The organism is Algoriphagus sp., assembly GCF_046296635.1.
Taxonomy (GTDB): Bacteria; Bacteroidota; Bacteroidia; order Cytophagales; family Cyclobacteriaceae; genus Algoriphagus.
The window spans coordinates 45268-58834 of sequence record NZ_JBKBKZ010000034.1; the positions used below are offsets into that span (position 1 = coordinate 45268).

Genomic DNA, 13567 nt, shown 5'->3' on the forward strand with positions numbered 1-13567 from the left:
CTCGAAGGCACGAATTTAAATCTTGTAAGTGGTGTATGGTAAGTAGTGAAAAGTTAGCGGAAAATAATTGGCCAGTATCAATTTTAGCTTTCTTACTTTATACTTCAAACTTTCCCTTCGCGTCTTCGTGCCTTTGTGGCCTACAAAACAAAAACCTCCCGTAGGAGGCTTGGTTTAATCTTTTTTCGGCATGGTACCAAGTAGGTAATCCCATAATGGCGAGCTTACCCCAAAAGAAGTTTCCGGGTCTTTGTAGTGATGAATTGCATGATTGACCCAAAGAATTTTCAGAAAATTTTTGGGCGGATTATAAGCATGGACTATGAAATGAACAGCCAAATATGTCGTATAGCCAATCAAAAATCCGGGGAGGAAATACAGGCAATAGTCTCCCATAATCAGATTGAACACCAGGTAAAAAATTGCTGCATAAGCTGCGCTTACGAAGGGAGGCATGGCCAAGCGATCTTTGTCTCGTGGATAGTCGTGATGCACACCATGAGCGGAATATTGCAATTTATCCTTCAATGGAGTATCGGGTTCCATATGAAAAAAATACTTATGCATCATGTACTCCACAAAAGTGAAAACAAATATGCCCAACAGTAATACCAATAATCCGATCCCCAAACCGATCTCCGTAGCAGTCAATGCATAATAAAGCGACACCACGGAGATTGATATAAATAAAGTAATCGGGACCATAATATGAGTCCTGGACAATCTCTCCATAATTGGATTAGAAAACATGTGGGCCGAACCGAAATTATCGGGCTTATCCAATCTTCCAATCTTTTTCATCTGTTAATAATTTTATTCAGTGGTTAGGTATAATCTTGCATTACGAAATTTATAACTTGTTTGACAGGCTAGTAGTCAAGCAGGATTTCATGGCTAAATAATACGTTATTAAAATATTTGAATTTTACCGTTTATAGTTTAAACTGAACCGCAAAGGTAAGGTTTCTGGGCTTCGTGTAAATATTTTTAAAAATGATTTGTCACATTAACTCAAACTACACTGAGTGTCGACGCAATAGTTTTTTCATAGTATGACACATAGAGTGGCAGAATCTGATGAATGTCAAACTCCTTGGCCCGCGCCAAAGCTCTTTCTTTAAATCCGGCCAAATTATCATCTGCAAGGATAATCTTAGCTTTTTCAGTCATGTCTTCCACATCACCTACATTACATACAAAGCCTGTGACACCATCAATATTCAATTCGGGGATGCCACCTGCATTTGAAGATAAAACAGGTACCTCACAAGCCATTGCCTCTAAAGCAGCGAGTCCAAAACTCTCCTTCTCTGAAGGCATCAAAAACAAATCGGCAACAGAAAGCACCTCTTCCACGGCATCGAGCTTACCCAAAAACCGAATATCATCACAAGTACCAAGTGTCCGGCAAAGCCGCTCCATCCGATCTCGTTCAGGTCCATCACCTACCAAAAGCAGTTTTGATGGAATTTCTTTTCTCACGTTGTAAAAAACATGGATTACATCTTCCACTCGCTTTACTTTACGGAAGTTAGAAGTATGTACCATTAATTTTTCGCCATTAGGGCAGATTGCCATTTTAAAATGGTCCTTTCGTTGACGCTTGAATCGATCCAAATCAATGAAATTAGGAATTACCTCGATTTCTCGCTTGATGTCAAAATACTCATAGGTCTCTTTTCTCAAATCAGCTGAAACAGAAGTAACACCGTCAGACTGATTGATAGAAAAAGTAACAACAGGCTCATAACTTGGATCTTTCCCTACTAAAGTAATATCGGTACCATGAAGCGTGGTTACCACAGGGATCTGAATTCCTTCTGTTTTCAAAATTTGCTTCGCCATATAAGCTGCCGAAGCATGGGGAATTGCATAGTGGACATGCAACAAATCAAGCTTTTCATACTTCACCACACTTACCATCTTACTTGCCAAGGCAAGTTCGTAAGGCGCATGCTCAAAGAGGGGGTAACTTTTGATATCCACTTCGTGGTAAAAAAGATTTGCACTGAAAAAGTCCAACCTCATGGGCTGCTTATAGGTGATGAAGTGTACTTCATGGCCAACTTTAGCCAAACCTATACCAAGCTCTGTGGCTACAACACCACTTCCCCCAAAAGTGGGATAACAAACAATTCCAATTTTCATTTTAGCAGTTCAGCTAGTGAATTTTTAGTCTCAACACGACATCGACCTTATTTTGTTCAAAATACAATTTTTTTCCTGACCTAAACCTGATTGCTAACCTGTTGCATTTATAGAATTAAGATTTTTCATTGTGAAAATCCTGGCTATTTTCACGCAAATATGAATTTGAATATGCGAAAACCACTCATTCTTTTTGGAATCTTAGCTACTCTTTGGTCTTGTGATACTGGGGGAAAAGCAGAAGTCAAAACTGAAAAAATCAACCCTACGACCTATTGGGGAGAAAATCCTTGGCCGGAAATCCGAAAAAAACGAATCAATCAACTTCTTCCCGAAGCCCTTAAAAATGCCGGAGTCGACGCGTGGTTGGTAATTTGTCGTGAAAACTACAACGACCCCATTGCTACCCATGTGGGAGGAGAAAATGCGAGCGGAACAGCGGCATTCCTCTTTTACACAGACCAAACAGGATTTCATTCCCTGGTTTTTTCCCCTGAAGGTGAAGCCACTGCGCTTGACGACCTTAATATTCATGAAAAAGTAGAGCGCATACCGAGAGGAGAATCGGCAGTTGCCAAAGCGGTAGATTTTATCAAGAAAAGTGGCTTTGCCAAGATTGCGATCAACTCCTCCGAAAGCAATGCCATGGCGGATGGATTGACGCATAGTCAGTATTTGGATCTGTCAGACTTGATGGGAAAAGATGTTTCGAAATTGATATCCTCCGACGAGTTAGTCTATGAATGGTTATCAATCAAACTTCCTGAAGAAGTGGAAATCCTGAAAAAAGCGGCACAATTGGCTGCGGATTTTCAAGTTGAAGCTTATAAAATAATCGAGCCGGGAAAAACGACTGATGCTGAGGTAGCCAAGTTCCTAAAGTCCAAAATGGCGGAATACGGTGTCACGGATGCTTGGCACCCCGATCAAAACCCAAATGTAAACTCCGGCCCTGACCGGGGACATTCCCATGCTACAAATAAAGTCATCATGCCTGGGGATGTGATTCAGACTGATTTCGGAGTAAAGCTTTACGGAATTTGGGTTTCGGATATTCAGCGATTTGCCTATGTACTGAAAGACGGAGAAACTGAAGCGCCTAGCGATATTCAGAAATATTGGGAAAATAGCAAGGCTGGTAGTCGAATTGCTTTGGCAGCTATGAAGCCCGGTGTGAAAGGCGAAGATGTCGACCGTGCACAGCGTGACTTGATGGATGCAAATGGCTCCCTGTACGTTCCTTGGAGCACCGGTCACCCCGTTGGATATGTAGCACATGATGTGGGTCCAAATCTCGGAGGAGCGAGAATACCAACTCCAAGACCTGCCGCTCAGAAATTGCTGAAAAAAGGGATGACTTTTGCCTTTGACGGTTTCCACTGCTGGAAACAAGCGGACGGTACCGAAAAAACCATCTCAGTGGAAGAAATGGCCGTGGTCACGGATACCGGAGCGGAGTATTTGATTGCACCACAGGAAGACTTGATTTTGGTAGGTAAAAAGTAGGAAGACTGGAGACGGAAGACAGAAGAAGGCTGGGGAACTGGCCTTTCCATTTTCACGTTTTTGATATTTACGATTTACGATTTTTGATTTACGACATGAAAAGGTCCTCTAATCTCACTTTATATTCAATCTGAAAAATTCAAAAAATCGACTTCAGCCCTAAATGCTCAACAAATGGCTCATAATCTTTGTCGGAATGAAGCAGAGTTATGTCTTTTTCAATGCAAAAAGTAGCGATGTAAGAATCAATTGTTTTTCGAATTGTGATGCCTTTTTTCCGTAAAAAGCGGTAATTCTGAGCGGATTTAAGAGCTAATTCTTTATTTGTCAACAAAAGAAATGGAACGTCCTCAAAAAAATTCTGACCTATCTGAAAATCCCTATCAGCTTTGAATCCCTGCATTACTTCCCCATAAATTAAATCTCCAATGGCAAAGTTGATAGCTCCAATTCCATGATAAACAAAATCGGTTTGTCTGGTTTCAACACCGTTGAAATAGTCAATCCAGACTGAGCTATCAACCAAAATCACGGCCTTCTCTCATTTCGTCCAAATTCCCCTCCCACTTTAACTTACCTCTCAAATCTCTTAGTCGCTCCTGCTTCTTCAAGGAAAGCATTTGTGCAAGGGCAGCCTCCACTACTCCCTTTTTGGTTTTGATCCCGGTAAGCTTCATTGCTTCTTTGATCAAGTCGTCGTCAATTTCAATATTTGTTCTCATGTGTATATTTTTTATGAATATACACATTAATCAACATTCAAGTTTCACTCGGTAAAAAATTGTCAATAAGAGAAATTACAATTTCCACTTATCCACCTACTAATTTTCCAAACTTCCAATCTTTCAGCTTCTCAATTCCGTACCTTTGACATAACCAAATCATCCCACTCTCATGAACGAGCGCTATATGCAGCGCGGAGTTTCCGCATCCAAAGAAGACGTTCACAACGCCATTTCCAACCTTGATAAAGGGCTTTTTCCCAAGGCTTTTTGCAAAATTGTAGAAGACACCCTCGGCAACGATCCAGAATTCTGCAACATCATGCATGCTGACGGTGCCGGCACTAAGTCATCTTTGGCTTACCTCTATTGGAAAGAAACGGGGGATCTGAGTGTCTGGAAAGGAATAGCTCAGGACGCTATCATCATGAATATTGATGACTTACTTTGTGTAGGAGCAATCAATAATATTTTGGTTTCATCCACTATAGGACGAAATAAGAATCTGATTCCGGGAGAAGTGATCTCTGCGATCATTCAAGGCACAGAAGAGGTCCTACAAATGCTAAGAGACAACGGCGTCAATGTGGTATTGACAGGAGGAGAGACCGCTGATGTGGGAGACTTGGTACGGACGATTATCGTGGACAGCACGGTTACTTGCCGAATGCGTCGCGAGGATGTTATTTCCAATGACAAAATTCAGGTTGGTGATGTAATAGTTGGCCTTTCCTCTTATGGCCAAGCTAATTATGAAACTGAATACAATGGTGGAATGGGCAGTAACGGCCTGACCTCAGCGCGCCATGATGTGTTCAACAAACTTTTGAAAACCAAATATCCAGAGAGCTTTGACCCTGCTGTGCCTGAAGAGTTGGTTTATTCTGGAAAATACAACCTCACCGATCCTGCACCTGGAGCTCCGGTGAACATGGGTAAGCTCGTACTTTCTCCTACCCGAACCTACGCTCCGATCATGGTGGACGTCATAAATTACCTTCGTTCTCGTGTACATGGCATAGTACATTGCAGCGGAGGAGCACAGACCAAGGTTCTGCATTTTGTGGACAAATTACATGTCATCAAGGACAATCTTTTTGACACACCTCCTTTGTTCCAAGCCATTCAGGCAGAAAGTGGGACGGATTGGAAGGAAATGTATAAAGTCTTCAATATGGGTCATCGCATGGAAGTTTACTTGGATGAGCGCTATGCTGAAGAGATTATCGATATCTCCGAATCATACGGTGTCGAAGCCAAAATCATCGGTCGAGTCGAGCCTCACGAAAGCAAAAAAGTAACTATTCAGAGTCAGTACGGGACTTTTGAGTATTGAGGAGGGGGTTAAGGGTTAATAGTTGATGTTTCAATATTCGGATGGAAATCATAAAGCCAAAGCCAGAAGGCTGAAACAAAATTCCAAGTAAAATTTAAGCAAAATTCAACTCCCCCATTTTTCAAAGGGGGTTAGGGGGATTTGAAATCGACAGCGTAAATCGTAAACTTGTGCTGAGCGTAGTCGAAGCATCAAAAATCGTAAATCGTTAATCCCTTGTCTCGCCTTATAAAAATTCTCGCTTGGACTATCGGAGTGATCCTCCTTATTGGATTTGCGACCATCACCACTGTTGATCGATCACCCATCGAAAACCAGGATTTTTACCAAGAGACTTTAGAACGATTGGAAAAAACTCCATGGCAAGGTTCTGAGGGGAATTTTTGGATGGCAGGCTGGGGAAAAGCAAATGCCACACCGGATGAGCCCGCTCCTTTGGTAGGTTATTCACCCCGAGGCCCTTACGAATTTGTTCAGGACAGCAGCTATGTCAAAGCGATCACTTTGACTAACGGCAAAACTCAAATCGCTTGGCTCAATTTTGAGCTGCTGATTATTCATCCTGCATTGGCAAAAGCTATTGAAAAAGGTGTTGCAGATTCAGGAATTGCTCCCGATCAATTAATCTTTACAGCTACGCACACGCACTCTGGAATGGGAGGTTACATGCCTGGTGCGATGGGTAATTTGGCATTTGGAGGATATGATCAAAAAATCGTCGACCATATAGTCAGCAAAAGTGTGGAAGCGCTCCGGTTAGCAATTTCTGCACAAGACACAGTTTCCCTCAGCTATCGCAAAGTAGATGCAGGAAAATATGTGGCCAACCGCTTTATCAAAGATGCCCCTTACGATCCCTATGTCCGACAGCTAATCTTCACCAAAAAATCAGGTGTAAAGGCATCCCTCTTCACTTATTCCGCCCACGCCACCTGTTTGAGTTCGAAATTTATGGGCTTATCAGGTGACTACCCCAAATATCTCACACGTGCCTTGGAAGCAAGAGAATATGAATTTGCTCTATTTGCAGCTGGGACAGTTGGCAGTCATCGGCCACTTTCCCCAGGAAATACGCCTGAAAAAATTCAGGAATATGCAGCCAGTCTGGACTCGGCAATTTGGCTCAGAATGACTCAATTTGCCACTCTCAAAACTCCAAGAATAGTACATTCCCGTTTAGATATCAGTCTTCGGGAGCCACATTTACGGATTTCCGACAATCTGAGAATTCGTCCTTGGCTTTTCAATTACCTTCTTGGTGACACCAATCCTCACTTGGATTTTACTCAGATTGGAAACTTGCTGATGATCACTTCGAGTGGGGAAATCTCAGGTGTTTTCTATGAAGAATGGGATAAACTGGCTAGAGAAAATGGACTCAATTTGATTGTGACAACTTTCAACGGAGGTTATATTGGATACATTACCCCGGATGAATTGTATGATGAGCATTATCATGAGGTTCGTGAGACCAACTGGTATGGTCCAGGAAATGGAAGTTACTTTGACCAAATGATCCGACGAAGTATCGAAAAGGCAAACTAATTGCAGCCTGCATACACCTGAGATCGAATCCAGCCTTTTCTCCACATTCTTTCTTGATATAAACTAAAACCAGCTACTTTCATTTTTTGGGAAATATTGGGCAAATCCTTGCGAGGATGCTTTGCTAAAATTCTGAAGCCATAAATCATCAGTTGATGAACAAGCCGCTGTAGGAAAGTCCGGGGAGGAAAGAAATCCGAGATAATAACCTTTCCTTCGGAATTAAGACATTGCCTTATCTGAATAAGAAATTCTCCTAACTGCTCTTCCTCCAATGAATCCACCACAAAAGGCAAAAAAATTCGATCAAATTTCCCCTTTCCCTGCCAAGCACCGATATGAATAGTTAGATTAGAACCTTCTAGATTCTTTTTTGCCAATTGGCACATTCGAGAAGACAAATCCCAATACTCACCATGTAAATTTCCGCTAAAATCACGGTAAGCCACTCCATCTCCTCCCCCGATAATCAGTACCTTTTTCCCTTCATAACTTTCCAAAAAAGCTTGATTTGCTTGGATTAAATCCTTTCCAAAAACCAATTGAGATAATGGCTGATAGATTGGGGCAAGGAAACCGTAGGCATCTGACATCAGTAAAAGGATAAGGTAACTGGCAGAAAGTAGTAAGACACAAGTATCGAGACATAAGTATCAAGACACAAGACACCAGAAGCGAAATCTTCAATGATCAAAAAACAATGATCAATTTTCAAGTAGATCGAGTAAAGCGTCTAGCCTCTTGTATCTTATGTCTTATGTCTAATATCTAGTATCTAATGTCTTATGTCTAATATCTAAGTATCTAATATTCCCAAAACAACCCTATTTATGCGAAATATCTTAAAAAAAATCTCCGGCATCCGCCAATTACTTAAAAGTGTTGACTTGGACCAAATCGCCAAACTCTCTCAAAAAGTAGATCTCCCAAAAATGGTCGGGCTCGTCTCCCAAATGAGTGAATCGGATCTTTCCAAAATGATGGGGATGCTTAAAGGCGGAGGCAAACCCAAAGAAATTCCTGCCATCAATGGAGATTTTTATGAGTTGGGGAAGACTTTGAAACCTGAGGAGCGGGAAATCCAGCTGAAAGTCCGTGATTTTATGGAGCGAGAGATCAAACCAATCGCTAACGACTACTGGAATCGGGCTGAATTTCCAATGCACATCATTCCAAAAATGGCTGAGCTCAATATTGCAGGTCTGACCTATCATGGCTATGGCTGCCCAGGACATTCTGCACTTCTGGAAGGCTTCATCGCAATGGAAATGGCACGCGTGGACACCTCAATCTCTACCTTTTTTGGAGTGCAAAGCGGTTTGGCAATGGGTTCGATATATCTCTGCGGTTCCGAAGAACAAAAGCAAAAGTGGCTTCCCAAAATGCAGAAGTTGGAGAAAATCGGGGCTTTTGGCTTGACCGAACCAGAAGTGGGTTCGGGCGTGGCAGGTGGCTTAACCACTACATGCAAAAGGAATGGAGAATCTTGGATGCTCAACGGGCAGAAGAAATGGATCGGAAACGCCACTTTTTCAGATATTACCATCATATGGGCAAGAGACTTGGATGACAATCAAGTCAAAGGATTTATTGTCAGAAAGGAAAACCCAGGTTTTGTAGCCGAGAAGATGCAGGATAAAATGGCACTCCGAACTGTTCAAAATGCGCTGATAACACTCACAAATTGTGAAGTACCCGAGTCTGACCGATTGCAGGAGGCCAACTCATTTCGTGATACTGCAAAAGTCCTTCGCATGACTCGAGCAGGCGTCGCTTGGCAAGCTGTTGGTTGCGCTCGAGGAGCGTACGAATTGGCTTTGGCATACACCAAGGAGCGGATTCAATTTGGTCGTCCGATCGCCTCGTTTCAGTTGGTGCAGGATCTTCTGGTCACGATGCTTGGTGACCTTACCGCCATGCAGACCATGGTATTCCGGCTTTCTGAGATGCAAGACCAAGGCGAGCTATTGGACGAACATGCTTCATTGGCCAAGGTCTTTTGCACGCTTCGAATGCGCTCGATTGTAGACCATGCCCGTGAGCTTTTTGGTGGAAACGGAATTTTGCTGGAGCATAACATCGCACGTTTTGTGGCAGATGCCGAGGCGGTTTATTCCTATGAAGGCACCAAAGAAATCAACTCCCTGATCGTAGGAAGGGCAATTACAGGACATAGCGCATTTGTATAATTGAGAGGATTTTACCGTTAAGAACGGAGAAAATCGTAAAGGTTTTTTTTACAGAGATCTCAGAGGGTTTAGGTATTGAGGAATCTTTAAACCACGAAGTGGAAAATCTTTGCGGTCCTTTGCGTCCTTCGCGGCAAAATCAAAAACCTTCGAGGTTGCCAAAACCTCAAAGGTTTACCCCAAAGAAAAGCTTTAGCTTTTCCCCTCTGCGACCTTGAAAAATATTAAGAATAAATTGTGTGATTGAATTTCAGACAAGGCCAAAATCCCAAAAACAACTCCTCTTTTAACTCTGTGGTAAAAAACCTCCGCGGTGTAAAATAGTCTATCAAAGAAAAAGAAGCAGCACAGGCAACATAAAACTCGCCTCCATCCTCATTCTTTTTTGCTCCGAAGAAAGATCCGCCTGGAAAAAAGTCAGGTAATGAACCAATGCCATCAATAATATGACACATGCGAAAGGTCTATAAAGTGAGGAAAGAAAGATGAATCCTGCCAACGAAACAAAGATCAGCAGGAAGTTTAATCTCCGAATTACCTCCACCAATTTGACTAAGGGAAGAATATCAGCTGCTGAAGGAAAACCTTGAACATGATCTTCGTTGGCATCTAAAACAGCGAGCGTCAAGAGGTTTATTACTGCCAGCAAACTGTACCCAAATAAAAATCCGGCAAACAAATAAGACAAATCCATAGACCCTATCCTCAGAAGTGGAATCCAAGCAATTCCCAAAACATAGAGAACTCCTGTACTGATCTCTTTAAGAAGTCCTGCTGATTTGCCGGCCTTTCTTATCAAAAACATCGTAGCCAAAATCAAAGCCCCAAGTCCAACACTCCAAAAGAATTCTTTACCTAAACCAAATGTCAGAAAGGCTAGCCCCAGTCCGAGTATAGCAACTGCCAAAACACAAACCATCAAAACGGTTCGGTTATTCTGATGAAACACATAACGATCCGAGAGTGGAAAAACTCCACTTTTGGCATCCAAAATATGGTCAAGGGTATAAATACACCAAACAGCCGATCCTAAAAGTAAGTAAACTGTCAAATCAACTTCCACTCGGAAAAGCCTGGAGAAAAACAGCAATCCTGCCATCGCCCCCAAAACCACATCGATCGATAGCAAAGACAAATAGCGAAAGAAACTTTGGCTAAAATTCATGGTTAAAATTAAAAGTTAAAGCTCATCTATGATATCAAAAACTTTCAAACCGGTAACTTTCCCTAAAAATCCCCGCTCATCAGCGTATTTTTTCAGCATAATTCTGCGGGAAACAACTAGTTTTATTCCATCACAAAATCAACCAAAAAACCATGAAAACTCTCCCTCTCCTATTAGCCGCAATGCTTTTTTCCACCCTTTCTTTTGCACAAGGTCCAATCAAAGTGGCTTTTGTCGGCAACTCCATCACCCAAGGTCCCGGACGGGACAATCCTGACAGCTATCCACTTCAAGTTGGAGCATTGCTTGGCGATGCTTATCAAGTCAAAAACTTTGGCGTCAGCGGCCGCACACTATTGAAGAAAGGTGACTTCCCCTATTGGAATGAACCACAGTTTCAGGAAGTCAAAGATTTTGCACCTGACGTGGTAGTGATTAAATTAGGAACCAACGACTCCAAACCTCAAAACTGGGCACACAAAGCCGATTTTGTTAAAGATTACTTAGACCTGATCGCTGAGTTCCGAGCACACATGCCAGCTGACGGCAAAGTCTATATTGTGATTCCCGTGCCTGTAACCCGGGAAAACTTCAGCATCTCTCCGAATGTGATGGACAACGAACAGCGACTCATGATCTATGAAGTCATACAAAAAACAGGTTCAGAAATGATCGATCTCTACACTCCATTGATGAACAAATCCGAACTTCTCCCAGATGGTGTTCATCCAAATAAAGAAGGCCAGACCATCATGGCTGAGGTAGTGACGAGAAGGATTCGACTTTGAGTTTGAATGGTGTAATAGGTAAATTGTTTAACTGATCGTTATACACCTCCCCCGCAGTGAGTGTCACTTACTTCAAAAATACGGGCTTTTGTTGCTATCCTGCTTCTCCTGAAGCAGGATTCTCATTTCACTATTGCCGCAGTGAGTGCCTGTCTTCCGACAGCTTCTAACGCCGTGGTGAGTACCTCACTCACCACTATTCACTAGTAAAGGATTTCACTCTCCAAATAATTAATTCAAAATAGAATTTTCCTAATTTGAGTTCTCTTTGTTACAAAAAATCTTAAAATCATATACCGCTTTATTACAGGAAATATAAAAACATACTCCTCTTTGTGACAAAAAAAGCCTCAAACACACATTAAATGCATCTGAGGCCCTTTTTCACTTACTAAAGATTACAAAAATTCAATACCTAAAAATCGCAGCTACTCCCGACTCAGATGGCATTTTTTCGGGTGTAAGAACTGTCACTCGACCACCCATTCGCATGGCCAATTCACTCATATCATCGAGTAAATCATCGACTTTAGGATTATCGATGTCTTTGTTTTGTACATTCCCAGTGACCAGATTCGTGATCCGACTTGCGATAATGCGGTCAGATTCGATGATCAAGGTGTCCACTCTACCTTCAACCAAGGCTACTGCCACTTCTTTGATTTCCTCACTTCCGAGTCCATCGGCTTTTGCCTGATTATATCGGCTGACCAATTCTTCCTGCTTGCGCAAATATTCAGGTTCGATAATTTCCCAAGCCAGTTCCGCCATTTTTTCAGTGGACAAAGTTGTCGGGTTTATTTTGATACCCTCTTCCAAAAGCATGGCATTTCCACTTATTTTCTGGAAAAGATTGTGATGCTCCGGCAGGGCTGCAAGTACCAGAGGGAGATCGTTTCTTTTGGAATAATTTTCATTCACAGAAGTAGCCACTTCCCGGAAATATTTTTCAAAAGCTCCATCGGCATTATCTTTTCTATGACTTTGGTTAAAGTGAAAGTGTCCCAAGGATGTAGGCCCATTTAATGTGTTTCGGTCCAAATCTTCCCCTAAGGCATCCACTGTATCTTCATCGATAGCCGGATGAAGCTCCACCTCAACAAGTGCGTGACGATTACCTTCGAAAAGTTTTACCTCATTTAGACTTAAAGCCAAAACTTGAAATCTGTCAGTCGATTGCAAAAGCCGTTGAAGCGGTTTAGTGTGAAAACTGTCCGCCACATTTGCCATTTCTTCCGGACCCTCAGTCATATTGATTGCTTTGAGGAAACCTGAAGCACTGAAAATCGCCAATCCCAATGAGGTATGATTCCAAAAATCCTCCTGATTGGTAAGTTCGATCAGCGGCTCTAAATAAGATTGAGTATCCGCATTGGAATATTTCCTTTGTAGCGACTCTTCCAATTCTTTCATCAGGTTCTTAAATCGAGTTGGATTTTGAAGATTTTCCGGATGGGTTCGATAGGTAGGCATATAAAGTGAAATGCAAGGAGACTCGCCCACTGCCAAAAGTTCCTGAAGTAATTCCTTGTTCAGGGAAAGGGTGTTTTTACTGGTTTCCATAAAGATTTTTTTGATTGCAAATGAGATTACTCTGAAACAGCAAGTGTTTTTAACGCAGTGATGTACTGGTTTCAAGAATCCTAGCCGATTCTAACTAGCGTGACAGAATTAGAGGGAAAATCTGAGGCCATAAAAAACAATAAGCCAAGAAGAATTTAAGAAAGCTGATTTATAAAGCATTAACTTAAACAAGCTCGAAAGAGGAGGACTAAAAAGCGAATCCCTGAATCCCAAACTGGGCAAAATAGACTCGTAAGGGGATTATTTACCGCCTATTCGGGCCAATTGCCTAACATATCATCTCTTGTACCTAGTCAAAAATTCAAAATAATAATGCTGCTAAGAGGAAGGCTATCCGCATCTATCGTTGTGTAAAGCGTCTCCGATCAATACTCAATCACTTCTTGATAGCTTGTAATAATAAAACCAATAAAAAAAACCTCAAACACATCCTAAATGCATCTGAGGCTTTTTTTTTATGTATATCCGCAATACTGCCAGTAGCCATATATTGTTAAGTTTTTCCTCGACTTCGCTCGGTGTCCGTTATTTTTTTTAGGGGAGGGGGGGGTGATGGGGCGGCTGCCCCGGATTCGTCCCGCCCG

12 protein-coding genes are annotated in these 13567 nt (G+C 42.0%); 5 read left to right on the forward strand and 7 right to left on the reverse strand.

Annotation, left to right across the window (positions count from 1 at the left end; translation table 11 throughout):
• Positions 1-174: 174 nt before the first annotated feature.
• Complete coding sequence (locus tag ACK4HU_RS19660; RefSeq protein ID WP_409809434.1) at positions 175-801, reverse strand: sterol desaturase family protein; 627 nt, start codon at positions 799-801, stop codon at positions 175-177.
• 210 nt (positions 802-1011) lie between these two features.
• On the reverse strand, positions 1012-2148 hold the full coding sequence (gene bshA, locus ACK4HU_RS19665) for an N-acetyl-alpha-D-glucosaminyl L-malate synthase BshA (RefSeq protein WP_409809435.1): 1137 nt from the start codon (positions 2146-2148) through the stop codon (positions 1012-1014).
• A 171-nt stretch (positions 2149-2319) separates the two neighbouring features.
• Here bshA and ACK4HU_RS19670 point away from each other — a divergent pair, with 171 nt between their 5' ends.
• Positions 2320-3654 carry a M24 family metallopeptidase gene (locus ACK4HU_RS19670; RefSeq protein WP_409809436.1) on the forward strand — a complete coding sequence of 445 codons (1335 nt, stop codon included), beginning with the start codon at positions 2320-2322 and terminating at the stop codon, positions 3652-3654.
• Between the two features lie 139 nt (positions 3655-3793).
• Here ACK4HU_RS19670 and ACK4HU_RS19675 read toward each other — a convergent pair whose 3' ends face one another.
• Positions 3794-4186, reverse strand: a complete 393-nt coding sequence (locus tag ACK4HU_RS19675) for a PIN domain nuclease (protein ID WP_409809437.1) — start codon at positions 4184-4186, stop codon at positions 3794-3796.
• Positions 4173-4376: a type II toxin-antitoxin system VapB family antitoxin gene (locus tag ACK4HU_RS19680; RefSeq protein WP_409809438.1), complete on the reverse strand. Its 204-nt coding sequence runs from the start codon at positions 4374-4376 to the stop codon at positions 4173-4175. The genes ACK4HU_RS19675 and ACK4HU_RS19680 overlap by 14 nt, the downstream gene beginning before the upstream one ends.
• A gap of 172 nt (positions 4377-4548) precedes the next feature.
• Here ACK4HU_RS19680 and ACK4HU_RS19685 point away from each other — a divergent pair, with 172 nt between their 5' ends.
• The gene (locus ACK4HU_RS19685; protein WP_409809439.1) at positions 4549-5712 is read left to right on the forward strand and encodes an AIR synthase related protein; all 1164 of its coding nucleotides are present in this window, start codon (positions 4549-4551) and stop codon (positions 5710-5712) included.
• Positions 5713-5928: 216 nt separating this feature from the next.
• Positions 5929-7257 (forward strand): alkaline ceramidase, encoded by a 1329-nt coding sequence (locus ACK4HU_RS19690; protein ID WP_409809440.1) that lies wholly within the window; start codon positions 5929-5931, stop codon positions 7255-7257.
• Here the strand turns inward: ACK4HU_RS19690 and ACK4HU_RS19695 are convergent.
• Positions 7254-7850 carry a class I SAM-dependent methyltransferase gene (locus ACK4HU_RS19695; protein ID WP_409809441.1) on the reverse strand — a complete coding sequence of 199 codons (597 nt, stop codon included), beginning with the start codon at positions 7848-7850 and terminating at the stop codon, positions 7254-7256. The genes ACK4HU_RS19690 and ACK4HU_RS19695 overlap by 4 nt on opposite strands.
• A gap of 237 nt (positions 7851-8087) precedes the next feature.
• On the opposite strand from ACK4HU_RS19695, the gene ACK4HU_RS19700 reads away from it, so the two are divergent.
• Positions 8088-9446 carry an acyl-CoA dehydrogenase family protein gene (locus tag ACK4HU_RS19700; protein ID WP_409809442.1) on the forward strand — a complete coding sequence of 453 codons (1359 nt, stop codon included), beginning with the start codon at positions 8088-8090 and terminating at the stop codon, positions 9444-9446.
• Positions 9447-9774: 328 nt separating this feature from the next.
• Here ACK4HU_RS19700 and ACK4HU_RS19705 read toward each other — a convergent pair whose 3' ends face one another.
• Positions 9775-10611 (reverse strand): hypothetical protein, encoded by an 837-nt coding sequence (locus tag ACK4HU_RS19705; protein ID WP_409809443.1) that lies wholly within the window; start codon positions 10609-10611, stop codon positions 9775-9777.
• A gap of 152 nt (positions 10612-10763) precedes the next feature.
• Here ACK4HU_RS19705 and ACK4HU_RS19710 point away from each other — a divergent pair, with 152 nt between their 5' ends.
• Entirely contained in the window at positions 10764-11399 is a 636-nt protein-coding gene (locus tag ACK4HU_RS19710; RefSeq protein ID WP_409809444.1) for a GDSL-type esterase/lipase family protein, read from the forward strand.
• Between the two features lie 408 nt (positions 11400-11807).
• Here ACK4HU_RS19710 and ACK4HU_RS19715 read toward each other — a convergent pair whose 3' ends face one another.
• Positions 11808-12962: a hypothetical protein gene (locus ACK4HU_RS19715; RefSeq protein WP_409809445.1), complete on the reverse strand. Its 1155-nt coding sequence runs from the start codon at positions 12960-12962 to the stop codon at positions 11808-11810.
• Positions 12963-13567 lie beyond the last annotated feature (605 nt).

What these genes read in the sequence shown, in the direction of transcription:
- ACK4HU_RS19660 (WP_409809434.1), bottom strand. Translation starts at nt 801, where the DNA reads ATGAAAAAGATTGGAAGATTGGATAAGCCCGATAATTTCGGTTCGGCC.
- bshA (WP_409809435.1), bottom strand. Translation starts at nt 2,148, where the DNA reads ATGAAAATTGGAATTGTTTGTTATCCCACTTTTGGGGGAAGTGGTGTT.
- ACK4HU_RS19670 (WP_409809436.1), top strand. Translation starts at nt 2,320, where the DNA reads ATGCGAAAACCACTCATTCTTTTTGGAATCTTAGCTACTCTTTGGTCT.
- ACK4HU_RS19680 (WP_409809438.1), bottom strand. Translation starts at nt 4,376, where the DNA reads ATGAGAACAAATATTGAAATTGACGACGACTTGATCAAAGAAGCAATG.
- ACK4HU_RS19685 (WP_409809439.1), top strand. Translation starts at nt 4,549, where the DNA reads ATGAACGAGCGCTATATGCAGCGCGGAGTTTCCGCATCCAAAGAAGAC.
- ACK4HU_RS19695 (WP_409809441.1), bottom strand. Translation starts at nt 7,850, where the DNA reads ATGTCAGATGCCTACGGTTTCCTTGCCCCAATCTATCAGCCATTATCT.
- ACK4HU_RS19700 (WP_409809442.1), top strand. Translation starts at nt 8,088, where the DNA reads ATGCGAAATATCTTAAAAAAAATCTCCGGCATCCGCCAATTACTTAAA.
- ACK4HU_RS19705 (WP_409809443.1), bottom strand. Translation starts at nt 10,611, where the DNA reads ATGAATTTTAGCCAAAGTTTCTTTCGCTATTTGTCTTTGCTATCGATC.
- ACK4HU_RS19710 (WP_409809444.1), top strand. Translation starts at nt 10,764, where the DNA reads ATGAAAACTCTCCCTCTCCTATTAGCCGCAATGCTTTTTTCCACCCTT.
- ACK4HU_RS19715 (WP_409809445.1), bottom strand. Translation starts at nt 12,962, where the DNA reads ATGGAAACCAGTAAAAACACCCTTTCCCTGAACAAGGAATTACTTCAG.